We start from the raw sequence: 23357 nt of genomic DNA, 5'->3' as shown, positions 1-23357 counted from the left end.
TTCAAAACACCTTTTGTGCCTGAATGAAGAATCGGGGGTTACGGCCACCACCGTCGGTTTGGGCCGGATCGGTTCCCACGCGCCAGGCCAGCGTGGCGTTTACCGAGAAGTTACCGGGGCGGCCCCAGGAAAGGCCAAGCCCCGCCCCGCGCAGGCTGATGCCGTTGTCGGCTTCGGCGGCGCTCTTGGCGCGACGGCCATGGGCGGCATCAAAAAAGACAAAGGGCGTCAATTCATCCGTAACGGCCCAGCGGTATTCCACGGTAGATATCCAGCCCTGATCAACCAAGGCCTCACTCGACGGGTAGGCGCGTACCGCCCGCGCGCCGCCCAGGGCAAGTTTCTCCGACGCATCCAGATTCTTGCTCGCCCATTGGCCGCCGATGGAAACATATAGCGAATGCCGAGGCGCCAGCGCCTGCAGGCGTGACACCTGGAACGCGAGCTTGGTGAAGCCCCCTTCCGTCTGTCGGCCTGCCGCGTCGGCGGCTCGCGCGCCCGCATCGCGAATCTGCAGGCGGCCGCTGTAAAGCGTGCCCGAACTGGCGAAATACCCACCGCCGCCGATGTTGTCGCGTCGGTCCCAGGCCCATCCCACGCCAAGCGCATGCACGCGCTTTGGAATCGACAGATCCACCGCGCGGAACTCGTCTTTCAACTCCTTCGCTTCGAGTGACAGGCGACCCAGCAAGTTGTGCCCGCGCTGGCGGATGAACGGGTAGTTCAGGGAGAAGTCCACGACATTGGCGTGGCCGCGCGCGTCCAGCGGTTCGAATTCGCCGCCTACCTGATACTGCACGCGAGCCAGCCCCAGCCCTGCACGCAGCCCCGAGGTTCCAAGAGGCGCCTCATACGACACGCGACCGAACTGCAGGTTGTTGCCGTTGGACACCATGACGCGCGCATCCAGGTTGTCGCCGATGCCGGTGGGGCTGGCCCAGCGCACGGAACCGCCCAGGCGGTAGCGCCCGGACTCCTGGGTGCCGTGGCTGTCTGCATCCGCCGACCCGGTGAATCGGGGCGTGGCAACCACCTCCACGGCCAGATCGACAGTGCCCGGCTGCGCGCCCTGCTGCAACCCGGAGGAAACACGTATGCCCGGCTGGTCCGACAGCAGCAGCATGGCGCGCTCATAGGCCTGCGCGTTCACCGCTTCGCCCACCTTGAGCGGCTCCAGAAAGCCGCGTACGCGCTCGGCACTGATGGGCGCATCCGGCGCCACCTGCACATCAACCTTGCCCAGGCGGCCTTCGATGACGCTGATCTCGACCACACCGCCCTGCACGGTCTGCACCGGCACAATCGCTTGCGCCAGGAAGTACCCGCGCTCGCGGTAACGTGCCGTGACGCTGGCCGCCAGCTTTTCCAGATCTGCCATGGCCACTTCCCGGCCAAGGTACGGCTGCGCCAACTCCCGCAGCTCGGCTGTCTCCATCATCTGTGCCCCGGAGAAGCGCACGTCGTTCAATCGGAAGGTGGCAGAAGGGGCACTCACTGCGGGTAAGCCTTGCACTTCTGGTGTAGAGCCAGGTATGGTGCCACTTTGGGCATGCACCAAGCCGCTCGTACTCAGAGCGATCCAGCCAATGATCACGCTCAGGGCCCCTGCATAACCGACCGCTTGTAGGAGCGGCTTTAGCCGCCAAGGACTCTTTTCTGTGTCCTGCACGGATGGTGCAATCGATGTGTGCGTGCGCATGTTGTTTTTCCAATCTTCGCTAAGCGTCAACCACCCAGCGTCAGACGCCAGTTGCCGATCAGATTGAAGGGCGCCCAGAAGAACGGGTGTGCCAGCTTGGGATCCTTCAGTACCGCAAGCTGCCCGGCTTGCAACGCCTGCTGCACATCCTGGCCCTTCGACAACTCGCCGTAGAGGGTGCTCATCAGCAACGCCGTCGCGTCGTCGGACACGGGCCACAGCGAGGCAATCAAGCTCGACGAGCCAGCCGCAAGGAACGAACGCGTGAACCCCAGTACTTCGTCGCCCTGGGCAATGCGCCCCAGTCCCGACTCACAGGCCGAGAGCGTGACCAGTGCAGTCTCCGGCATGCGCATGTCCAGAATTTCGTGCGCTTCCAGGAAATTCTGCCGACCCCCTTCGTTGGCCAGAAGAATGCGCGAGTAGAGCGGATCCACTTCGTCCACTTCGGCATGTGCCGCCACATGAAGCACGGGTGTGCGAGCCACAGCCTGCCGGAACTGTGTCTTGTTGGCCTGTTCTCCCATGAACAATCTGTTGTTCGGGAACAATCTTGCCAACTGGTTCACTTCAGCTTCGGCGCCGGGCAACTCATACTTGTCTTCGATCCGCGGATTGCCAAACGCCGTGAGAATGGGAGATGCCTTCGGAACACGCTGTGCCAACTGCATGGCGATGCTTGCAGAAGGGGCTACCGACACCGGATGCTGCTCAATCAGGTAGTGTCCGTCCACGCGCAACGCCTGGAACGGTAGGTAGTGCAGCGGCCCATGTGGCACGATCACCAGGCGCTGCCCCGGCGTCAGCCCGAGCGGAGCGATCAGTGCCGCGCCCATCTTCTCCGCGTTGCCAATCGCCGTGCGTCTTCCGCGCACCACGGAATTTCGGAACACTTCGACCAGTTCAGTCAGTTCTTCGCGCGGAACCTCCACCCGGTGCCCCTTGATGCTGTCGGGCCCAATCACCCACACCTGCAGATAAGTGGGCAGTGCGTGAAATTGCACCACTCTTTCATTGGGGCGCAGGCTGGCCTGGAGCGCCGGCAGGCCAAGTGTTCGCGACGCACCGGCGTCCAGATCGGCGCGCCCGCGAACTGCGTCCAGCAGTGCTCGCGAGCGACTGCGCTCGCTGATCTCGAAGGCCCGTGCTTCGTTGCCTTGTTCGCCGTTCAGCACCAACCCCCGTTCAAACACGGATTGCAGGTCCGAGAACAGGCCTATCTTGATTTCTTCGCTGCGGAACTTGGAACGCACCTGATCAATGTCCGCTAGAGCACGGTCGATGGCCTGCGTGGCCTCGGTCTTGCGACCCAGCGCTTGCTCGGCACGTGCCACACCGTCCCAGGCCCATAAATGGAAGTAGCGGCTGTCAACCCCGTAGGTCCGTTCGGTGAGTTTGCGGTAGGCCGCCAGCGCTTCCTCAGGCCTTTTTCTGCCAGCAACAGGCGCGCATGCGTACGATCGAGCTGCGCTTGCAGCCCCGGCTCGCGCTGGTTGGGAATCTTGCCGAGCAATTCTCGCGCCCTTGCCAGATCGCCGGTTTCTATCAGCGCGTTGGTGAGCGAGGCCTGCACTAGCGGCGCATAGCGCGGCGAACTGAGGGTGAGCGCTTCCTCGTAGCTGAGGACCGCGCCTGCGTGGTCGCCCCTGCGAAACCTCGCGTCGCCAATCATCTTGTGTGCTGGCGCGTAAACGATCTGAGGATCTTTCGGGGTGTGTCTCAGTGCCTCGCGCGCGAACTCAATGGATTTGTCCAGTTGACCCCCATAGCTATAGGCAATGGCCAGGTCACGGTTGGCCAGTGCTTTGAGGTTCTCGTCATTGCCCGCGTTGGCCAGATGCAGCGCCTTGCTGGCAGCCCGAATGCTCTGCCGGAATTCACCCGCCTCCGCCAAGGCGACGGCCTGACTGCAGTACTGATAGCCGTTTAGCTTGACTTCATCCTGCGCATAAAGGATTGCGCCCTCGCTGGTCAGGGCCACCAGAGTGTCCACGTCTGCCAGTCGAGTCTGGGCAGCGCGGTCGGCAGCCGCCTCGGCGTCGGGGGCCTGCGCCAGCGCGGGCATGGCTCCCATTAGGGCGGCTACTACGATCAGCGGGCCCGTCCGGACCAGAATCCGAGTCATCGACCTCATCTAAAGCTCCCGATGAACTGCCCGGAGCCACTTGTTCACCGGCAAACGCCGGATGTGCCGTTGCCGGACTGTGGCGGTCAGTTTAGGCGCGTAGTTCCATGGCACCAATGGGCAAAACGGCCTAGGGCGAAATGGGTAGCCCCCCTGAGGCGCTTGCGCGCCTTCCCCCGGAGGGGGACACACCCAGGGGACTGGCGAAGCCAGCTCCCCGGGTGTTTGCGAAGGGGCTGCTACGCTGGAGGGGGCTTTCCCTTGAGGTAGCGCACCCTGGGCCTGGCAAAGCCAGCTCCCCGGGTGTTTCCGAACGGGCTGCTACGCTGGAGGGGTCTTCTCTACCAGGGGGCTCGCTCAAGGGGCTGGGGAAGTCAGATCCGCGGATGTTTATGGATGGGATGCTCAGCTGGAGTGGGGACTTTGAACAGGCTCATGAGAAACAAAACTTTGAAAGCCCAAAACGGCCTCCATCGTCTCTGCCTTTGTAGGAGCGGCTTCAGCCGCGAAGGGTCACCGTCATCAATGGCGTCTTGTGCTCCGAAGGAAACCAATCGCGGCTGAAGCCGCTCCTACAAGGAAACCCTCTTGTTTCTCCACGAGCACCGGGTGCCCCCGAGAGGCCTGGGAGGCACTAAAGGCGCCTGGACTGAGCGCGGCCCAGGATCATGCTGCTTTCACGCCGCACTTTCCACATGCCGCTGCCGCGTGTAGAGAAAATCCATGACCGCCTTGCGCGCATGCAGATAGCGCGGGTCTTCGGCCAGCTTCACGCGACTGCGCGGGCGCTCTATATTCACGTGAAGCAATTCGCCAACGGTAGCGGCGGGGCCATTGGTCATCATCACGATCTTGTCTGACAGGAGCACGGCTTCATCGACATCGTGGGTCACCATGACCACGGTGCTGCGCGTACGTGCCACGATTTCCAACAACTCGTCCTGTAGCTTGGCGCGCGTGAGAGCATCCAGCGCTCCGAAGGGCTCGTCCATCAGCAGGACCTGCGGCTCCATCGAAAGTGCACGCGCAATTCCTACGCGTTGCTTCATGCCGCCAGATATCTCGCCGGGACGCTTATGCGCCGCATGGGAAAGCCCGACAAGGTCCAGGGCCTGGGCGGTGCGCTGCTTGAGCTGAGACTTGCTTTGGGTGGTTCCAAAAACGCGCTCGACGGCCAGGTAGACGTTGCCTTCGCAAGTCAGCCACGGCAGTAGCGAGTGGTTCTGAAATACTACGGCGCGCTCCGGCCCCGGCCCATGGATTTCCTTGTTGGCGCAGAGCAGGACGCCCGCGGTTGGCGTGGTCAGTCCCGCAATCAGGTTCAGCAGCGTGCTCTTGCCGCAGCCCGAGTGTCCGATGAGCGCGACGAACTCGCCCTTGGCGATGCTCAGGTCAATATTGCGCAAGGCCGGAAACACTCCCTTGGCGGTCTTGAAGGTTTGCTCCACGCCCTGGATTTCAATGAACTTGGCGTTGCTCATGACCTTACTTCCTCAAAGGTAAATGCAGTGGCCAGCTTGATCAGCAGAAGCTCCAGCAGCAGCCCCACGATGCCGATCACGAAGATGGCCACGATGATGTTTTTCACATTCAGGTTGTTCCACTCGTCCCACACCCAGAAGCCTATGCCCACGCCGCCGGTCAGCATTTCAGCTGCGACGATGACCAGCCATGCTGTCCCGACGGCCAGCCGGACGCCGGTCAACATATAAGGCAGAACCGCAGGGAAAAGGACCGTGGTGGCAATCTTCCATTCGCTCAGGTTGAGCACGCGCGCCACGTTCATGTAGTCTTGCGGAACGCGCTGCACGCCCACGGCTGTGTTGATGATCATGGGCCAGATGGAACAGATGAAAATGGTCCATATGGCCGCCGGGTTTGCCCCCTTGAAAACCAGCAGGCCGATCGGGAGCCAGGCCAGCGGTGACACGGGCCGCAGCAGGCTGATGAGGGGGTTGAACATTCTCGAAAGAAACTCGAACCGCCCGATGATGAAGCCCGCCGGAATGCCGACAAGCGCCGCCAGCCCGAAGCCCACTGCCACGCGTTGGAGCGATGCGAGGACATTCCAGCCGACGCCTTGATCGTTGGGGCCGTTGCGGTAGAAGGGGTCGCTGAACACTTCCACGGCTTGGCGCCATGTCTCCAATGGCCCGGGAATGCTCTGGGCCGTTGTGGATGCAACGATGCTCCAAAGCAGGACCAGCAAGCCCAGACCGCAAAGCGGTGGTAACGCTGATGAAAAATATGCACTCGTCTTCATGGTCATGCCTTGATCCTGAAGCTGTCCGCATATTTGGCGGGATCTTTGCCGTCCCAGATTACGCCATCGATGAGCTTGCTGGTGCGCATCACATCCTTGGGCACGCTGATTTTCATGGCGCTGGCGACCGAGCGGTACAGGTCCACCTGATTTACCTGTTTGGCCACGGCCAGATAATCAGGATGCGCCTTGAGCAGGCCCCAGCGCTTGTGCTGCGTGAGGAACCACATGCCGTCGGAGAGGTAGGGGAAGTTCACGGCGCCATCGTTGAAGAACTTCATGTGGTTGGGATCATCCCAGCTCTTGCCTCGCCCGTTTTGGTAGCGGCCCAGAATGCGCTGGTTGATCGCATCTACACTGGTGTTCACGTAGGACTTGCTCGCAATGGTCTCGGCCATTTTCATTTTGTTCGAAAGGCTGGCGTCGATCCACTGCCCCGCCTCCAGCACAGCCATCATGACGGCTCGCGTGGTGTTGGGATGTTTTTTCACAAAGTCGGCTGTGGTGCCCAGCACCTTCTCGGGGTGGTCTTTCCAGATGTCCTGCGTGGTGTTGGCTGTGATGCCGATACCGTCGAGAATGGCACGCTGATTCCATGGTTCGCCTACGCAGAAGCCATCCATGTTGCCCACTCGCATATTCGCCACCATCTGTGGGGGAGGCACGGTGATCAACTTGGCGCCGGTCACCGGGTTGATGCCCGCCGCAGCCAACCAGTAGTGCATCCACATGGCGTGCGTGCCGGTTGGGAATGTTCCGGCGAAGGTGTACTCTCGCTGTTCCTTGGCCATGAGCGCGGCGAGGGAAGGACCATCGACGGCGCCCTTGTCTGCCAGGGCTTTCGACAGGGTGATGGCCTGCCCGTTGTGGTTCAGGCCCATGAGCACAGCCATGTCCTTCTTAGGCCCGCCCACACCCAGGTGCACACCGTAAATCAGGCCGTAGAGCACATGGGCCATGTCCAATTCACCATTTGCCAACTTGTCCCGTACGCCGGCCCAGCTGGCTTCCTTGCTGGGAATGATCTTCACCCCATACTTTTTGTCTAAACCAAGCACCGAGGCCATGACCACGCTCGCGCAGTCCGTGAGCGGGATGAAGCCGATCTTGACTTCTTCTTTTTCAGGCTTGTCCGAGCCCGCTGCCCAGGCACCACCGCTGGTGCCCAACGCGGCGCTGGCTGCCAGGGAAAGAAAACGGCGACGTTGAATAGTAGTGGTTGACATGGGGCATCCTTTGAACATTTGAGCGCGTTCACGATCTCTTCGCGGGTCTCTTGCTCGTGAATACGTTCTTTAAAAAAAACGGTGCCCAACCTCTCCTCGCATGAACGGGAAGAGGTGGACACCGTTGTCTTCTGACGCCCTGCCGCCTTTGGCTGGGCTTCATGGCACTCTTCGCATGAAGCGTGCCAGCCCAATAATTCCGTATTCGCCTTTGCGCAGGCCGGTGGTGCGGTTTCAGCTCGCTTTGCCGCACCAGACTGGTGCTGCAGTGCAGCACGAGAACTCAAATCGGTGCAGGCGGGAGGAGGTCAGCCATCGCCAACACAGCCTCGGCAACTTCGGCGAGCTTGCGGCCCTGGTTCATAGCGGTCTGGCGCAACAATTTGTGTGCGTCACTTTCACTAAGGTGCCGCCTCGCCATCAGGACACCTTTGGCTCGCTCCACCAACTTGCGCTCTTGAAGAGTGGCGCGCGTGGCCTCCAGTTCGGCTTGCATGGCCTGCAAGCGCTGTGATTGTTCCTGCACCAGCTCCAATACCGAACGGTTCAACTGCGGTCCCAGACTGGTGGTGGGACCAGGGGAAGTGTCAAAGAAGTCCGCGCTGGCATCGGCAGCGGGCAAGGGCTCGCGGGCTTCAGCAATGCGGCATTCGCACTGGTGCAGCAGTTCGGCCGCCAACTGGGTTTCAATGGCGTGCAACCCTTCCATGCGGCGCGTGGCAACGTCGAACCAGGTCTGGCGCATATCCGCATCTGGCTCTACATCCGCTGGGGCCGTGCAGCCCACCCGCCGAAGTCTTTCCAGCGCGGCATCTTCCGCACGCCACAGAGGAAGCAGCGACGGCGGCGCGAATTCGACAAAGACCTGAAAGCATCGCTCCTGCGCCGCGATCAGATGCAGCCAATGCTGTTGGCGCTGCTCACCGCCCGCGCCAAAGGCGGCCACGCCAGCAGCCCGCTCCTGACCAGCAAATTCTTTGCCCTGCATGAAGTGAAACAGCGCTACCAGCAACCGTGAAATCCCTGGATCAGCGGCGCCATCCGCCGCTTCGAACACCACGGCCAGCAATCCGGCCACCAGTTTGGTGAACGCTGCAGCTGAAGACTCAGGGGTTTTCTGCCGAGCCTGTATGTGCGCGCGCAATGCGGGTAGCGCCTGCAGCCCCTGGAGCACATAGGCAATGCGGCTGAACAGCCGTGCGCCCTGGGCAGGGACTTTAAGGGCATCAAAACCCGCACAGGCCTGCATCGCCCTACGTTCACACTCCTGCACCTGGGCGGACAGCGTGGTCGGCTCACAGCGGCCTGTCAGGTAGACCGTGCAAAGTCCGCGCTCCTTCTGTAGCGCATGAATCAGCTGTCCAATCAAATCCACGAGAGCACTGGTGCGCTGGAGCGACTCCAGTTCGGCAATCTCGCACTGGCGAGCAACCTGGAGATAGTGCATGGCGGAAGTCATCTTCCTGATGGAGAAGCAATTTCCGTACCGATGCAACTTGTGAGCTCGCGCCATCGATGCACCAACTCGGCGCGAACTCAATGGCACAGGAATTGCTTAATCTCAGGCGAATCCGCAGCGCAATGGAGTGCTGCACCAGACAGAGGCGTCTTTCACAAGCGTTGACCCAGGTCACGCAGCGTGAAGACGCCTTTTCTTATTTCAGAAAGGAATTCATCATGAAGAAGCCCAAACTCGTGATGGTGGGCAATGGCATGGCTGGCGTGCGTACGCTGGAAGAGTTGCTGAAGGTGGCGCCTGACCTCTACGACATCACGGTATTCGGCGCTGAGCCTCATCCCAACTACAACCGCATTCTGCTTTCCCCCGTGCTGGCGGGTGAGCAGACGCTGGAGGAGATCGTGCTCAACGACTGGGCCTGGTACGAGCAGCACGGAATCAAGCTGCATGCGGGTTGCACGGTGACTGACGTCGATCGCAAGCGGCGCGTGGTGCATGCGGCCAACGGTGTGAGCGCGGAGTACGACCGGCTGATTCTCGCCACAGGGTCCAACCCGTTCATGCTGCCGATTCCCGGCAAGGATCTGGACGGGGTGCTCGCGTATCGAGATATAGCGGATACGCAGGCCATGATCGATGCCGCAGCCAAATACAAGGAGGCGGTCGTCATTGGCGGGGGCCTGCTGGGGCTGGAGGCTGCCAATGGCTTGATGAAGCGCGGCATGAAGGTCACCGTGGTGCACGCCGGCGAATGGTTGATGGAGCGTCAACTGGACGATGTGGCGGGCAAGCTGCTGCAAAAATCCCTGGCCGAACGGGGCATGCAGTTCCTGATGCAGGCGCAGACGCAGGAACTTCTGGGCGATGCAGATGACGGCAAGGGCGGCCGCGTGCGCGCCGTCAGATTCAAGGATGGCAACGAGACACCCGCACAGTTGGTGGTGATGGCCGTGGGCATACGCCCCAACACCGCTCTGGCTGAAAAAATCCGCTTGCACATCAATCGGGGCATCGTAGTGAGTGACACACTGCAAACCACGACCGACGCACGAATCTACGCCGTCGGCGAATGCGCGGCGCACCGGGGCATTGCCTATGGCCTGGTCGCTCCTCTTTTCGAGCAGGGCAAAGTGCTTGCCAACCACTTGGCCGAGTTCGGCATCGGCCGATACCAGGGGTCGCTGACTTCCACCAAGCTCAAGGTCACGGGTATAGACCTCTTCAGTGCTGGTGATTTCCAGGGAGGAGCTGACACCGAAGAGATCGTACTCAGCGATCCCTTCGCCGGCGTGTACAAGAAACTGGTGCTCAAGGACAACAAGCTCGTGGGCGCATGCATGTATGGCGACACGGTCGACGGCGGCTGGTACTTCAAGCTCTTGCGGGAGGGCCGCGATGTCAGGGATATCCGCGACAAGCTGATGTTTGGCGAATCCAACATCGGCGATGCTGGGCACCAGGGCCACAACAAGGCGGCCGCCATGCAAGACGATGATGAGGTCTGTGGTTGCAACGGGGTGACCAAGGGCGCCATCTGCAAAGCCATCCAGGAAAAGGGGCTTTTACGCTGGACGAGGTGCGCAAGCACACCAAGGCCAGCGCCAGTTGCGGCTCGTGCACTGGTTTGGTCGAGCAGATCATCATGTTCAAGGCCGGCGGCGATTTCTCGGTCTCGCCCAAGACCAAGCCGATTTGCGGCTGCACTGAACACGGACACCAGGCGGTACGCGAGGCCATTGCCAAATACCACTTGCTCACCGTGGCCGACGTCCAGCATTTCTTGGAGTGGCGTACGCCCAATGGCTGCGCCACCTGCCGCCCGGCACTCAACTACTACCTGATCAGCACCTGGCCCAAGGAGGCTCATGACGATCCGCAAAGCCGCCTGATCAACGAACGCAGCCATGCCAACATCCAGAAAGACGGTACCTACAGCGTCGTGCCGCGCATGTGGGGCGGCGAGACCTCGGCGGCGGAGCTTCGCCAGATTGCCGACGTGGTCGACAAATACCGGATCCCGACGGTCAAAGTCACGGGCGGCCAGCGCATCGACCTGCTGGGCGTGAAGAAGGAAGACCTTCAGGCCGTGTGGCGTGACATCGGCATGCCCAGCGGCCATGCCTACGCGAAGGCGCTGCGCACCGTGAAGACCTGCGTGGGTAGCGAATGGTGCCGCATGGGCACACAGGACAGCACCCGGCTGGGCAAGGACCTGGAGCGTGCGTTTTTCGGTATGTACGCGCCACACAAAGTCAAGTTTGCCGTGAGCGGTTGCCCGCGCAACTGTGCGGAAAGCGGTATCAAGGACGTGGGCATCATCGGCGTCGACAGCGGCTGGGAGATGTACATAGCTGGCAACGGCGGAATAAAGACCGAAGTGGCGCAGTTCTTTGTCAAGCTCAAAACCGCGGAAGAGGTGATGGAATACACGGGGGCGTTCATGCAGTTGTACCGGCTGGAAGCCTGGTACCTGGAGCGCACTGTGCACTACGTGAACCGTGTGGGCCTGGAATACGTGAAGCAGCGCATTCTCGAAGACGCGGAAGGCCGCAAGGCGCTTTGGGCACAACTGCAGTTCGCGCTGAGTGGCGAACCCGACCCTTGGTTCGACTTCGAGAAGGCAGGCGTAGATCAGCGTCAGTTCGTTCCCATCGCTTCCCCCAAAGTTCTTCAGAAAGCTTGACCATGAACCAATGGATCCCCATCTGCCGCGCCGACGAGATTCCCGAGCTCGGCGCTCGCCGCGTCTCTCGTGAACGCGGCCTGGATGTCGCCGTATTCCGTACCGGAGCAGGGCACGTCTACGCACTGCTGGACCGCTGCCCGCACAAAGGCGGTCCGCTGTCGGAGGGGCTGGTGTTCGGCGAGAGCGTGGCCTGTCCGTTGCATAACTGGACCATCCAGCTAAGAGACGGCCACGCCACGGCCCCCGACGACGGCAGCACCCCGCGCTTTGAGGTCAAGGTGGAAGACGGCTTGGTCTATCTCGATTCAGATCAGCTTGCGCACCACGCTACCGACCTCGGGCGTCCAGCGGCCGGGCCATGCCACGCCGGAAACGCTCCTGTTGAGGTTCGCATAGCTCATGACAACAGCCGCCATCTCGAAGAAAACCACTCACCATCTGAGAGCGGGTTGCGGTGAGGTAGTAACGGCGTGTCGTGAATATCGGAACGCTCCGTAGAACCGGATCAATTGGTCAATCGAAGTACGTTGGGTTCACCCACAGCATCCAAGCTTATGTCAGAAACGCGATCCACCTGTCCTTACTGCGGCGTAGGCTGCGGCGTGCTCATACAGACGGAGGGCGCGCGCATTACCGGAGTGCGCGGCGATCCTCAGCATCCCGCTAACTTCGGAAGGTTGTGCTCCAAAGGCAGCACGCTGCACCTCACGGCCGCGCAAGACCTGGCACGTCAGACGCGGCTGTTGCATCCGCAGCACCGAAAACAGCGTGGAGCGGCACCCGAATACGTGACGTGGGACAGCGCGCTGGACATGGCGGCCCAGCGTTTCGCCGACATCATCGTCCGCGACGGTGCCGATGCCGTGGGCTTCTATGTGAGCGGGCAATTGCTCACAGAAGACTATTACGTGTTCAACAAACTCGCCAAAGGCTTGGTGGGCACCAACAATGTGGACACCAACTCTCGCCTGTGCATGAGCAGTGCCGTGGCGGGCTACAAGCTCACACTTGGAGCCGATGCTCCCCCGGCTTGCTACGAAGACGTGAATCATGCAGGCTGCCTGTTCTTCGCAGGCAGCAATGCCGCCTGGGCGCATCCGGTACTGTTTCGCCGTGTGGAGGAAGCGCACGCTGCCAACCCCGACATGAAAATCATCGTGGCCGACCCTCGCTTCACGGAAACCGCAGCGATGGCCGATCTCTTCCTGCCCCTGCAGCCAGGCACGGATGTCATGCTCTTTCACGGCATGCTTCACGCCATGCTATGGGAGGGCTGGATAGACGCAGCCTACATAGACCGCCACACCCACGGGTTCCCTGAACTCAAAGCCGTAGTGCGTGAAGCCACGCCAGAGCGCGCTGCCCAGATCTGTGGCCTGCGCAAGGAAGACATTCGCCAAGCCGCGCAATGGTTCTCGCAATGCGGTCCCACCCTCAGCTTTTATTGCCAGGGCCTGAACCAGAGCGTCAACGGCACGGCCAAGAACGCTGCGCTTATCAGCCTGCATCTGGCCACCGGCCAGATCGGCAAGCCCGGTGCGGGGCCCTTCTCTCTCACTGGCCAGCCCAACGCCATGGGCGGGCGCGAAGTTGGCGGTATGGCCAACCTGCTTTCCGGGCACCGGGACCTGGGCGACCCAGCCCACCGGGCCGAAGTCGCAGCACTGTGGGGAGTTGAATCCGTGCCCGCTCAGCCTGGCAAGACTGCGGTGGAAATGTTCCAGGCCGCGGCTGAAGGGGAGGTCAAGGCACTCTGGATCGCCTGCACGAATCCCGCCCAAAGCCTGCCCGATCAGGCCATGGTGCGTCGTGCCCTGGAGCGCGCCGAGTTCGTTGTCGTGCAGGAGGCCTTTGCCACCACCGCCACGTGCGCTTTTGCTGATCTCCTCCTGCCGGCCACCACCTGGGGCGAGAAATCAGGCACCGTGACCAACAGCGAACGCCGTATCTCGCGCGTGCGCCCCGCCGTGCCGCCTCCTGAGGAGACCAGGCATGACTGGCAGATCGCCGTGCAGTTCGCAACGAGGCTCGAAGCGCTGCTGCGCCCCGGCTGCCCCAGCTTGTTCGCTTACCGCAGTGCACACGAAATCTGGAACGAACACAGGGAAAGCACGCGCGGGCGCGACCTGGACATCACAGGCCTCTCCTGGGAGATGCTTGAAGAGCGCGGCCCCCAGCAATGGCCGCTGAAGGACGGTGAGTCCGTGGGCCGCGCACGGCTGTATGAAGACGGCCGATTCGCCACCCCTGACGGTCGCGCACGGTTCAGCGACCTGACCTGGCAGCCCTTGGCCGAGCCGTGCGATGCCCGCTATCCCTTTAGCTTGACCACAGGCCGCCTGCGCGACCAGTGGCACGGCATGAGCCGTACCGGCCAACTGGGCCGTCTTTTCGGCCACGCCGCCGAACCCTGCCTGCAGATGAACCCGCAAGACATGGAGCGCCGCGCACTGAACGAAGGAGATCTCGTCCACATCACCAGCGCTCGCGGGTCCATCATCGCTCCCGTGCAGGTGGATCTCAGCCTGGAGCTTTCTCAAGTCTTCATGGCCATGCACTGGGGCAGCGAATACCTCTCCGGGCGATCATCGACAGGCGAACCCCTTGCCGGTGTCAACGCGCTTACCAGCCCGGCTTTCTGTCCGAAATCCAGGCAACCCGAGCTCAAGCACGCGGCCGTCAAGGTGCTTAAAGCCGAGCTTCCCTGGACCCTGCTTGGCGTGGCCTGGTTGCCTGCGGCGCATGCCGCGCGCGAAGCGCTGGCTGCGCTGATGACGCACTTCGATTTCGCTTCCTGCGTGCCCTTCTCCAGCAAGACTTCTCTGGAAGATACAGCCCACGCGCGGCACGGCGTGCTCCTGAGGGCGGCATGCTACGAAGTGCCGGATGCCGCGCTGCTGCAACGCATCGAGACCCTGCTCGGCCTGGAAGGCTCAGACGTGCTGCGCTATGCCGACAAGCGCCGCCATGTAAGCCGCGCCTTGCGCCTTGCGCGACGCACGCAGGACACCACGGTGGAGGCGCTGCTGCTGGCTGGCGACGCGCGCGCTGGCTCGTGGCTCACCACCCTCCTCAAGGACAGCCTGCCCACGCAAGACCATGGGCGCTTGTTGCTCATGCCTGGCAAACAGCCACCCGCCACCCCAGTCACCCGCGACCGGCAGATCTGTACCTGCTTTAACGTCGACGAAACGGCCATCACTGCCACCCTTTTGAATCTCCGGGGGGATGACAGCGCACGCCTGCAGCAACTGCAGGCTCAACTGCGTTGCGGCACCAACTGCGGCTCATGTGTTCCAGCGTTAAGAGAGCTTATTAATAAGAATTCCAATCAGGCATTGCCAATATAGGCAATGAGGGTACTTGACCGTCCATTAATCGGAAAAATCTTTGCCAAAGCAGATATGAGTACAGGAACTTGCACCCTCGTGGGCGCTGGCCCCGGCGACCCGGAATTGCTTACGCTCAAGGCCCTCAAAGCTATCCAGGCCGCCACCGTGTTGTTTGTGGACGATTTGGTCAGCGACGCTATCGTGGCCTATGCCTCACCCACCGCGCGCGTGATTTACGTCGGCAAGCGCGGTGGCTGCAAGAGCACTCCACAGGCCTTCATCGAGAAGCTGATGCTGCAAGCCGTGAGTGCGGGCGAGCACGTGGTGCGCCTCAAGGGGGGCGACCCGTTCATTTTCGGTCGAGGCGGTGAAGAGATCGAGCACTTGCGGGCTGCGGGCGTGGAAGCCCGGGTCATCAGCGGCATCACGGCAGGTCTTGCGGGCATGACCTGCTTGAATACCCCGCTCACCCACCGCGACCACGCGCACGGTGTGCTCTTCCTGACCGGACATGCCAAGCCGGGCAGAGAAACGACGGACTGGCGGCGGATCGCCGCGGTAGGGCGCGACTGCAAGCTCACGCTGGTCATTTACATGGGCATGAGCGGTGCTGCGCATATTCAGGCTGAACTGTTGCACGGCCTGCCTGTCACCACTCCGGCCGTGATCATCCAGCACGCCAGTCTGCCGCAGCAACGCCATGTCATGACCACCTTGGGTGATCTGCACAACACCATCATCCGCGAAGGCATGGCCAGTCCTTCCGTGATGGTGATAGGCGATGTGGTGCGCGGCGTGGCTGCTTTGAGCCGGGAGCCGCTTCAGCGTCGGGCGTAACGGCCAGTTAGCCCAACACGCCGACCCGCTTCAGCGCTAAGGCGCGGCACACGCAGGCTCGTGCGGCAGCTTCGATTGGGCAGTTGAAGTCCCCTACAGCGTGCTCCGAATGCGCCTGTACGCCGCCGGGGTGAGTCCGGTCCAGCCCTTGAAGGCACGAATGAAGCTCTTCTCGTTCAAAAATCCCGCCGCGAGAGCTACCTGTTTGATCGGTTGTCGGGTTCGCATCAACAGCTCAGTCGTCTGGTTGCGCCTCGCTTCATTCTTGAGGCTTTGGAGGTTGTGACCTTGTTCCTGCAGTTGCCGATGTAGTGTGCGAACCGATACGTGAAGCTTGTCGGCCAAGGCTTCTGCATTGTGAGCCGAGTTCGCCGAAGTGAGCAGGAGATGACGGGCGCGGTCCACGAGCAAGCGGTCGCGTCGGTAGGGCTGCACCATCAACGGCAATGGCCGATGCAGCATCTGGTTTAGCGCTTTGTCGTCACGACGCAACGGTAGCGCGAAGTAGCGCGCATCCATTTGCAGCCTCGTTATGGGGGCATCAAAAGAGGTGGGAGCAGGAAATAGTATCCCGTAAACATCCGCATGAGCTGGCGAGGCCCAGGCAAACGCTGCTGCCTGCAAAGGGATGCGCGAGTCGATCAGCCACGATGCCACGCCGATAAAGTTGCGCATGAGGGAAACTTGGCAGAACTCGCGCAAGGCACCTAAGTCACGGTGCTCCTCCAGGGTTAGTTCTGCAACCCCATCTGTTGTTTGCAGTCGCAAGGCGATGTCGTCGGTGAGCAGGCCGTGGTGTCTGCACCAGCGCTTCATGGCCACACCCAACGTCGGCGCGCTTAAGGAAGCGCGCGCAAGCATGCCGTAGCTACCCCAGGGGATGCGCCGCTCGAACCAGCCCAGGGCTTCATCATCCAGTTCGCGCATGGCGTGGTCCGAAAGGATCTCCAGCTGGGAGGCGGTGATGCGGGCGTCTGGCTGCAGTATCTGGCGTGGCGAGATCTGCGCCATGGCCAAAGCGGCATTCGGATCCTTTCCGCGGCGGCTATATCCTTCCATGATTGCAGCCACAAACGCGATCGGCGTGATTGCAGCGGGTGTCCGGAGAGTCATGCGTGAAGTATGCACTCTTGTGGTTGGCATTAATTGCAACCTTTTTGGCATTGACGCGTACTGGCTATGATGGTTTGCCCGATCCATAATTTCGGGAATCTGTTTTGTCTTACGGAGCACCATGCCTACTCTGGTTACCCAACTTAATTCGCGCAGTGCAGAGTTCGAGGCCAATGCCGCTGCCATGCGGGCGGTGGTCGACGATCTGAAGGCGCAGGTCGCCAAGGCAGCCGAAGGCGGGGGCGAGGCCGCACGCAAGAAACACACCGACCGGGGCAAGCTGCTGCCGCGAGTGCGGGTGCAGATGTTGTTGGATCCGGGTACACCGTTTCTGGAAATCGCCCCGCTGGCCGCCATGGGCATGTACGGCGGTGATGCGCCTTCTGCGGGCATCGTGGCCGGCATCGGGCGCGTGAGTGGGGTCGACTGCATGATCGTCTGCAACGACGCCACCGTGAAGGGCGGTACTTACTACCCCCTCACGGTCAAGAAACATCTGCGAGCGCAGGAAATCGCTGATCAGAACCGTTTGCCCTGCGTCTATCTGGTGGATTCCGGCGGGGCTAACCTGCCGAATCAGGACGAAGTCTTCCCCGATCGAGATCACTTTGGCCGCATCTTCTACAACCAGGCCAACATGAGCGCCAAGGGCATTGCGCAGATTGCCGTGGTCATGGGCAGTTGCACAGCCGGCGGTGCCTATGTGCCGGCCATGAGCGATGAGAGCATCATCGTGAAGGATCAAGGCACCATCTTCCTCGGGGGGCCGCCGCTGGTGAAAGCCGCCACGGGTGAAGAAGTGACGGCGGAAGATCTCGGAGGGGGGATGTGCACACGCGCCTTTCCGGCGTGGCCGACCATCTTGCTCAGAATGACATACATGCGCTCGCGCTCGCGCGGCAGGTGGTCTCGCACCTCAACCTGAAAAAGCATCCACAGGGTGATCTGCGGGCTCCGCGTGCTCCCAAGTATGCTGCGGAAGAACTCTACGGCGTCATTCCAACCGACACGCGCAAGCCCTTTGACGTGCGCGAGATCATCGCCCGCATCGTCGACGGCTCGGAGTTTCAGGAGTTCAAGGCGCGCTTCGGCACCACCCTGGTCTGTGGCTTCGCGCATATCGAGGGGATGCCCGTAGGCATTGTGGCCAACAACGGCATCCTGTTTTCGGAGAGTGCGCAAAAAGGCGCCCACTTCATAGAACTCTGCGGCCAGCGCAAGATACCGCTGATCTTCCTGCAGAACATCACCGGGTTCATGGTGGGCCGAAAGTACGAAAACGAAGGCATTGCCCGCCACGGCGCCAAGATGGTGACGGCGGTGGCCACGGTCAACGTGCCCAAGTTCACGGTCATCATCGGTGGCAGCTTTGGCGCCGGCAACTATGGCATGTGCGGCCGCGCCTACTCACCACGCTTTCTGTGGATGTGGCCAAACGCGCGCATCAGCGTCATGGGTGGTGAGCAGGCCGCCAGCGTGCTGGCCACCGTCAAGCGCGACGGTATAGAGGCCAAGGGTGGGCAATGGAGCAAGGAAGAGGAAGAGGCCTTCAAGGCCCCCATTCGCCAGCAGTACGAGGATCAGGGGCACCCCTATTACGCGACCGCGCGCTTGTGGGACGATGGCGTGATCGACCCGGCCGATACTCGCCGCGTACTGGCTCTGGGGCTGTCGGCTGCCCAGAATGCACCTGTTGAAGATGTCAAATTTGGCGTTTTCAGGATGTGATCATGCCTGATTGGTCGCGGCACTTCTCCACCTTGGCCCGCTACAACCTCTGGGCCACACAGAGGCTGCTGGCGACTGTCGCGACCCTGCCTGAAGAGGACTATCGGCGCGATGTGGGGCTGTTTTTTAGAAGCATTCACGGCACGCTGAACCACCTGTTGGTGGGTGAACACCAGCTTTGGTTTGTCCGATTTTCGGAAGGAAGGTCTCCGAATGTCGCGTTGAACGCCGAATTGGAGCCTGATCGCCAAAGGCTGGGCGAACGACTGCTTGAAGGCGCTGCGCGCTGGCTACCGCTCATCGAAAGCTGGCCAGCCGAACGCTTCGAAGGCGAACTGAGCTACACCACCATGCGTGGCCAGCCGGCAACTTTACCCTTTGGCGCCACGTTGGCGCATGTGTTCAACCACGGCACGCATCACCGGGGGCAGATCACGGCGGCGCTTACGGCCCTCGGCCTGACGATCCCGGAACTTGATCTCGTTTATATGTTGCAAGAGGAGTCTCGACGCACATGACAGCATCCGCCATCCGCACATCCATTCAGAACCACGTGGCCACTGTGGTGCTCAGCCGCCCGGAGATGCGCAATGCCTTCAACGATGAAGTCATCACCGATTTGACCGAAGCGTTTGTACGCCTGGGCGATGACCCCCAGGTGCGCGCCATTGTCCTCATGGCTGAAGGCACGGCATTTTGCGCAGGAGCCGACCTCAACTGGATGCGGCGCATGGCCGACTATTCCCGCGAGGAGAACGAGCGCGACGCCGAGAAGCTGGCCTTCATGCTGCGCACTATCTACGAGTGCCCCAAGCCGACGATTGCGCGCATACAGGGCGACGTCTATGCCGGAGGCATGGGATTGGCCGCAGCCTGCGATCTTGCCGTGAGCGTGGATACAGCGCATTTCTGCCTGAGCGAGGTCAAGCTGGGTTTGACACCCGCCACCATCAGCCCCTACGTCATTCGCGCCATGGGGCCACGTGCGGCGCACCGCTATTTTTTGACGGCCGAACGCTTCGATGCTGCGCAGGCGTTGCGCATCGGTTTCGTGCACGAGGTCGTGAGTGCAGACAAGCTTGATGCCACCGTGGCCATGTGGGTACAGGCATTGCTGTCGGGCAGCCCCAATGCACACAAGGAATGCAAGAAGCTCGTTCAGTACGTGGCCGACCGCGACATCACACGCCTCTTGATCGACCATACGGTGAAGGCCATTGCCGACATCCGCTCTTCTGACGAAGGCAAGGAAGGCGTGCAAAGTTTCCTGCAAAAGCGCAAACCCGTCTGGTCTGTGGGTTCCTGAATCCACCCGCTGGCGCGTACCTGCCATCAGGATTTGAACTGTGCAAGAACTACTCCAACACTTCGTCCAGTGGTTGCATTCCATGGGCATCCACCCCAGTGGCGAGACGGCGTCCGCTCTGGGCGATGTCGTGAACCAGGCGGGTGTTGCGGTGGGTGGGGCGGTGGCGCCCGTGGTCGCCAAGATGGATATGGCGTCCCTCATGGCATTGGCGGCTGCGCTCGGATGGGCCAGCGGGTTCCGTCTTTATGCGGTGGTCTTTCTGACGGGCGCCATGGGCTATGCAGGCTGGATTCCGCTACCAGGCGGTTTGCAGATTCTGGAACATCCAGCGGTTCTGGCCGCGAGCGGGTTCATGTTGCTGGTGGAGTTCTTCGCCGACAAGATTCCCTGGCTCGACAGCGCTTGGGATTCGATCAACAGTGTCATACGCATTCCTGGTGGAGCGTTGCTGGCAGCAGGCGTCTTCGGCGCTGATTCAGCCGTCATGGGAGTGGTGGCTGGTGTATTGGGCGGCAGCTTGGCGGCCACGTCGTTTGCCACCAAAGCCACCACGCGAGCGGCCATAAACACTTCACCCGAGCCATTTTCGAATTGGCTAGCCTCATTCTTTGAGGATGGCCTGGCGGTGCTGGTCTTATGGCTGGCTACGACGCATCCACTCGTTTTTGGGGTGGTCCTGCTGGTGATGGTCGTGGCCTCTGTGCTGCTGCTGGTTGTGCTCTACAAGTTTTTGAAGTTGGTTACACGCAAGCTGCGTGCGCTTTTTGGCATCGCGCCAGCCGCATCTGGCAGTGCGTGAGCATCTCAGCCGAGCTTGACGCCCCTTCTTATGACACGAAATGGCCTTAACCTGTAGGAGCGGCTTTAGCCGCGATGCTCGCCCCGCACCAAGGGAGACCATCGCAGCTGAAGCCGCTCTTACAGAGGCCCCATTGCTGACAAACAACTGAGGAGACCTTTGTGTTCGACAAAATTCTGATCGCCAATCGTGGCGAGATCGCCTGCCGCGTGGCGGCCACTGCCCGAAGCATGGGCATCAAGACGGTTGCGGTTTATTCCGACGCCGACGCCCACTCCAAACACGTCTCTGCGTGCGACGAGGCCGTGCATATTGGCGCGAGTGCTCCGAAGGAGAGCTATCTGCAGTGGCAGCGCATTCTGGAAGCTGCGCGTGCTACGAGTGTGCAGGCTATCCATCCAGGGTATGGATTCTTGAGCGAGAACGAAGATTTTGCTCAGGCGTGTGCAGAGGCGGGCCTGGTTTTCATCGGCCCGCCGGCTTCGGCCATTAAAGCGATGGGGCTGAAAGCCGAATCCAAGCGACTCATGGAAACTGCCGGTGTTCCGCTGGTGCCTGGTTACCACGGCGCCGACCAGGATCCGGAGCTGCTGCAGCGCGAGGCGGACAGCATCGGTTACCCGGTGCTGATCAAGGCCAGCGCCGGGGGTGGAGGCAAGGGCATGAGGGCCGTGGCCAAGCCCGAAGACTTCGCGGCGGCGCTGCAGTCTTGCAAGCGCGAGGCCATCAACAGCTTCGGCGACGACTCCGTACTCGTCGAAAAATACGTTCAGCGCCCCCGGCACATCGAGATTCAGGTGTTCGGTGACACGCACGGCAACTACGTGTACCTGTTCGAGCGCGATTGCTCGGTTCAGCGTCGCCACCAGAAAGTGCTGGAGGAGGCTCCCGCACCTGGCATGCCCGAGAGCCTGCGTGCCGCGATGGGGGAAGCTGCGGTCAACGCCGCGCGTGCGGTGAATTACGTGGGTGCTGGCACGGTGGAGTTCATCGTCGAGCAGCCGGGCGGCTACGAGCGGCCAGACCAGATGAAGTTCTACTTCATGGAAATGAACACGCGTCTGCAGGTTGAGCACCCGGTGACCGAAGCCATCACCGGGCTCGATCTCGTCGAATGGCAGTTGCGCGTGGCCGCGGGCGAGCCCCTGCCTCTGGAGCAGGACGATCTCATGATCGACGGCCACGCGATAGAGGCGCGGATCTGCGCGGAGAACCCTGACAAGAACTTCCTGCCCGCTACCGGCACCCTGCATGTGTATCGCAAGCCGCCGCACTCAAGCTTCACGTTCGACGCAGTGCGCGTGGACGATGGTGTGCGCGAGGGCGACACCATCAGCCCGTTCTACGATTCGATGATCGCCAAGCTCATTGTGTGGGGCGAAACGAGGCAACAGGCCCTGGCCAAGCTGGATGCAGCGCTGGCCGCCACCCACATCGCGGGCTTGCAGACCAACGTGCAGTTTCTGCGGCACGTGCTGGCCACCGAGTCCTTCAGCAAGGCGCGGCTCGATACAGCGCTTATCGAGCGTGAGTCGGACAACCTGTTCAAGCAGGACAAACTCGGCTTGCAGATGACCGTGGCCGCTGCCGTGGCGCAAACCGTCCTGGCGGAGCGCGCCGCCGAAACCAATGACCCTTTCAGTCGCAGCGACGGCTTCCGCTCGCACGGCCTGGCCTCGCGGCGGATCGATCTGGAGTACAAGGGTGAGCCTGTGGTCGCCAAGCTGCGCTATCTGCATGATGGTCTGCAGTTGAAGGTGGGCGATCATGAGGCTGCACCGCTGGCTTTCACGGTAGACGAGCAGGGCCGCATTGACGTGCGCTTTGGTGCAGATCGTCAGGTGGTGCAGGTCTATGCGCTGGGCGAAGCGGAGCACGTGTTCGGTACGCGCGGCGCCTCTACCATTACCGAACTTGACATGCTCTCGCACGCCGGCGAAGGCGTGGGCGAGGCGGGGCGTCTCACCGCGCCGATGCCTGGCAAGGTGGTGTCAATCGCTGTCAAGGTCGGGGACAAAGTGAGCAAGGGTCAGTTGCTGGCTGTCATGGAAGCCATGAAAATGGAGCACACTATTGCTGCCCCGCAAGATGGTGTGGTTGCCGAGCTGCTCTTCTCACCTGGAGAGCAAGTGACGGAGGGCGCGGAGCTTCTGAAGTTGAGCAGCTAGAAAATTTAGAGGAAAAATCTCATGAAAAAGCCAAGCATGCGCCCTGTCGTGGGAGCGGCATTTCTGATGATGGGGGCCGTGCTCCTGTCCGGCTGCGCAACGATGAGCGAAGAGCAATGCCGCGGTGCGAACTGGGCTGCCCTTGGCCAGTCCGATGCACGCGATGGCGACATGCCGGAATTTGGCGCCGATCGTGTCAAGAGTTGCGTTGAGAAGGGCATTCCCGGCAACTTCGCAGAATGGAAGCGCGGCTGGGAGATAGGACGGCGGGAGGTTTGCACGCCGGGTAATGCGCACGCATGGGCGCAGCGCAGCAGCGATTACAAGTCTGGCTTTTGCCCGCCGGATCTGGAGCCTGCGTTCCTCTCGGTTTACGCGCCGGCCCGCGAGCGTTACCTTTTCGAAAAGCGCATTCGTGATCTGCAGTTCCAGATCGACGACAAGTCGCGCAGTCTTGAAGACGTCATTCGCCAGACGGGCCGTTCGGAGAATCAATCCCGGCAGAGGCAGGCAGAACTCGCTGCGCGGAGATCGTCGTTAGAGCACGAGATCCGTAACCTGCGAGACCGCATGCGCACCGAGACGATGATGAGGATTGTGCGGTGATGGATCA

Annotated in this window: 15 protein-coding genes and 3 pseudogenes; 10 read left to right on the top strand and 8 right to left on the bottom strand. The window is 61.4% G+C overall.

Translation table 11 applies throughout. The annotated features are described in order from the left end of the window. Position 1: 1 nt before the first annotated feature. The 7 genes from AAAK34_RS19495 to AAAK34_RS19465 all read right to left on the bottom strand — a co-directional run bounded on the left by AAAK34_RS19495 (position 2) and on the right by AAAK34_RS19465 (position 8772). Positions 2–1699, bottom strand: coding sequence for a ShlB/FhaC/HecB family hemolysin secretion/activation protein (locus AAAK34_RS19495; protein ID WP_431777579.1), 1698 nt, complete (start codon positions 1697–1699; stop codon positions 2–4). Between the two features lie 26 nt (positions 1700–1725). Further along, the gene (locus AAAK34_RS19490) at positions 1726–3033 is read right to left on the bottom strand and encodes a CHAT domain-containing protein (RefSeq protein WP_431777578.1); all 1308 of its coding nucleotides are present in this window, start codon (positions 3031–3033) and stop codon (positions 1726–1728) included. Next, positions 2967–3824, bottom strand: a complete 858-nt coding sequence (locus AAAK34_RS19485; RefSeq protein WP_431777577.1) for a tetratricopeptide repeat protein — start codon at positions 3822–3824, stop codon at positions 2967–2969. The genes AAAK34_RS19490 and AAAK34_RS19485 overlap by 67 nt, the downstream gene beginning before the upstream one ends. A gap of 677 nt (positions 3825–4501) precedes the next feature. Further along, positions 4502–5305, bottom strand: a complete 804-nt coding sequence (locus AAAK34_RS19480; protein ID WP_231694580.1) for an ABC transporter ATP-binding protein — start codon at positions 5303–5305, stop codon at positions 4502–4504. Next, complete coding sequence (ntrB, locus tag AAAK34_RS19475; protein ID WP_231694581.1) at positions 5302–6093, bottom strand: nitrate ABC transporter permease; 792 nt, start codon at positions 6091–6093, stop codon at positions 5302–5304. Before ntrB ends, AAAK34_RS19480 begins: the two co-directional genes overlap by 4 nt. Next, a complete protein-coding gene (locus AAAK34_RS19470) occupies positions 6090–7313 on the bottom strand; it encodes a CmpA/NrtA family ABC transporter substrate-binding protein (RefSeq protein ID WP_231694582.1) in 1224 nt (407 codons plus the stop codon). Before AAAK34_RS19470 ends, ntrB begins: the two co-directional genes overlap by 4 nt. Positions 7314–7596: 283 nt before the next feature. Then, positions 7597–8772: a nitrate regulatory protein gene (locus AAAK34_RS19465; protein WP_231694583.1), complete on the bottom strand. Its 1176-nt coding sequence runs from the start codon at positions 8770–8772 to the stop codon at positions 7597–7599. A 218-nt stretch (positions 8773–8990) separates the two neighbouring features. On the opposite strand from AAAK34_RS19465, the pseudogene nirB reads away from it, so the two are divergent. The 4 genes and pseudogenes from nirB to cobA all read left to right on the top strand — a co-directional run bounded on the left by nirB (position 8991) and on the right by cobA (position 15627). Beyond that, positions 8991–11455: pseudogene (gene nirB / locus AAAK34_RS19460) on the top strand (nitrite reductase large subunit NirB). 2 nt (positions 11456–11457) lie between these two features. Further along, positions 11458–11817, top strand: a pseudogene (gene nirD / locus AAAK34_RS19455) (nitrite reductase small subunit NirD); the annotation flags it as partial. A 195-nt stretch (positions 11818–12012) separates the two neighbouring features. Beyond that, complete coding sequence (locus AAAK34_RS19450) at positions 12013–14808, top strand: nitrate reductase (RefSeq protein WP_231694585.1); 2796 nt, start codon at positions 12013–12015, stop codon at positions 14806–14808. A 54-nt stretch (positions 14809–14862) separates the two neighbouring features. Next, on the top strand, positions 14863–15627 hold the full coding sequence (gene cobA, locus AAAK34_RS19445) for a uroporphyrinogen-III C-methyltransferase (RefSeq protein ID WP_231694586.1): 765 nt from the start codon (positions 14863–14865) through the stop codon (positions 15625–15627). Between the two features lie 93 nt (positions 15628–15720). On the opposite strand, the gene AAAK34_RS19440 is transcribed toward cobA, so the two are convergent. Further along, positions 15721–16740, bottom strand: a complete 1020-nt coding sequence (locus AAAK34_RS19440) for an AraC family transcriptional regulator (RefSeq protein WP_431777576.1) — start codon at positions 16738–16740, stop codon at positions 15721–15723. A 121-nt stretch (positions 16741–16861) separates the two neighbouring features. Here AAAK34_RS19440 and AAAK34_RS19435 point away from each other — a divergent pair. The 6 genes and pseudogenes from AAAK34_RS19435 to AAAK34_RS19410 all read left to right on the top strand — a co-directional run bounded on the left by AAAK34_RS19435 (position 16862) and on the right by AAAK34_RS19410 (position 23350). After that, positions 16862–18468 (top strand): annotated as a pseudogene (locus AAAK34_RS19435) (carboxyl transferase domain-containing protein). 2 nt (positions 18469–18470) lie between these two features. Beyond that, positions 18471–18986, top strand: a complete 516-nt coding sequence (locus tag AAAK34_RS19430) for a DinB family protein (protein ID WP_231694843.1) — start codon at positions 18471–18473, stop codon at positions 18984–18986. After that, a complete protein-coding gene (locus tag AAAK34_RS19425) occupies positions 18983–19774 on the top strand; it encodes an enoyl-CoA hydratase/isomerase family protein (protein ID WP_231694588.1) in 792 nt (263 codons plus the stop codon). Before AAAK34_RS19430 ends, AAAK34_RS19425 begins: the two co-directional genes overlap by 4 nt. 40 nt (positions 19775–19814) lie before the next feature. Beyond that, on the top strand, positions 19815–20576 hold the full coding sequence (locus AAAK34_RS19420) for a DUF4126 domain-containing protein (RefSeq protein ID WP_431777575.1): 762 nt from the start codon (positions 19815–19817) through the stop codon (positions 20574–20576). Between the two features lie 161 nt (positions 20577–20737). Continuing rightward, positions 20738–22744 (top strand): acetyl-CoA carboxylase biotin carboxylase subunit, encoded by a 2007-nt coding sequence (locus tag AAAK34_RS19415; RefSeq protein ID WP_231694589.1) that lies wholly within the window; start codon positions 20738–20740, stop codon positions 22742–22744. 21 nt (positions 22745–22765) lie between these two features. After that, the gene (locus AAAK34_RS19410; protein ID WP_231694590.1) at positions 22766–23350 is read left to right on the top strand and encodes a DUF2799 domain-containing protein; all 585 of its coding nucleotides are present in this window, start codon (positions 22766–22768) and stop codon (positions 23348–23350) included. The last annotated feature ends 7 nt before the right edge of the window (positions 23351–23357 follow it).

The sequence above is a fragment of the Ottowia caeni genome (genome assembly GCF_050821495.1).
Classification (GTDB): domain Bacteria; phylum Pseudomonadota; class Gammaproteobacteria; order Burkholderiales; family Burkholderiaceae_C; genus Ottowia; species Ottowia caeni.
This window is presented reverse-complemented; position numbering and strand designations above follow the sequence as displayed.

Excerpts from the sequence above, each read along its gene's own strand:
- AAAK34_RS19495 (WP_431777579.1), bottom strand. The coding sequence starts at position 1,699 with ATGCGCACGCACACATCGATTGCACCATCCGTGCAGGACACAGAAAAG.
- AAAK34_RS19485 (WP_431777577.1), bottom strand. The coding sequence starts at position 3,824 with ATGACTCGGATTCTGGTCCGGACGGGCCCGCTGATCGTAGTAGCCGCC.
- AAAK34_RS19480 (WP_231694580.1), bottom strand. The coding sequence starts at position 5,305 with ATGAGCAACGCCAAGTTCATTGAAATCCAGGGCGTGGAGCAAACCTTC.
- ntrB (WP_231694581.1), bottom strand. The coding sequence starts at position 6,093 with ATGACCATGAAGACGAGTGCATATTTTTCATCAGCGTTACCACCGCTT.
- AAAK34_RS19470 (WP_231694582.1), bottom strand. The coding sequence starts at position 7,313 with ATGTCAACCACTACTATTCAACGTCGCCGTTTTCTTTCCCTGGCAGCC.
- AAAK34_RS19465 (WP_231694583.1), bottom strand. The coding sequence starts at position 8,772 with ATGACTTCCGCCATGCACTATCTCCAGGTTGCTCGCCAGTGCGAGATT.
- AAAK34_RS19450 (WP_231694585.1), top strand. The coding sequence starts at position 12,013 with ATGTCAGAAACGCGATCCACCTGTCCTTACTGCGGCGTAGGCTGCGGC.
- cobA (WP_231694586.1), top strand. The coding sequence starts at position 14,863 with ATGAGTACAGGAACTTGCACCCTCGTGGGCGCTGGCCCCGGCGACCCG.
- AAAK34_RS19440 (WP_431777576.1), bottom strand. The coding sequence starts at position 16,740 with ATGACTCTCCGGACACCCGCTGCAATCACGCCGATCGCGTTTGTGGCT.
- AAAK34_RS19430 (WP_231694843.1), top strand. The coding sequence starts at position 18,471 with ATGCCTGATTGGTCGCGGCACTTCTCCACCTTGGCCCGCTACAACCTC.
- AAAK34_RS19425 (WP_231694588.1), top strand. The coding sequence starts at position 18,983 with ATGACAGCATCCGCCATCCGCACATCCATTCAGAACCACGTGGCCACT.
- AAAK34_RS19410 (WP_231694590.1), top strand. The coding sequence starts at position 22,766 with ATGAAAAAGCCAAGCATGCGCCCTGTCGTGGGAGCGGCATTTCTGATG.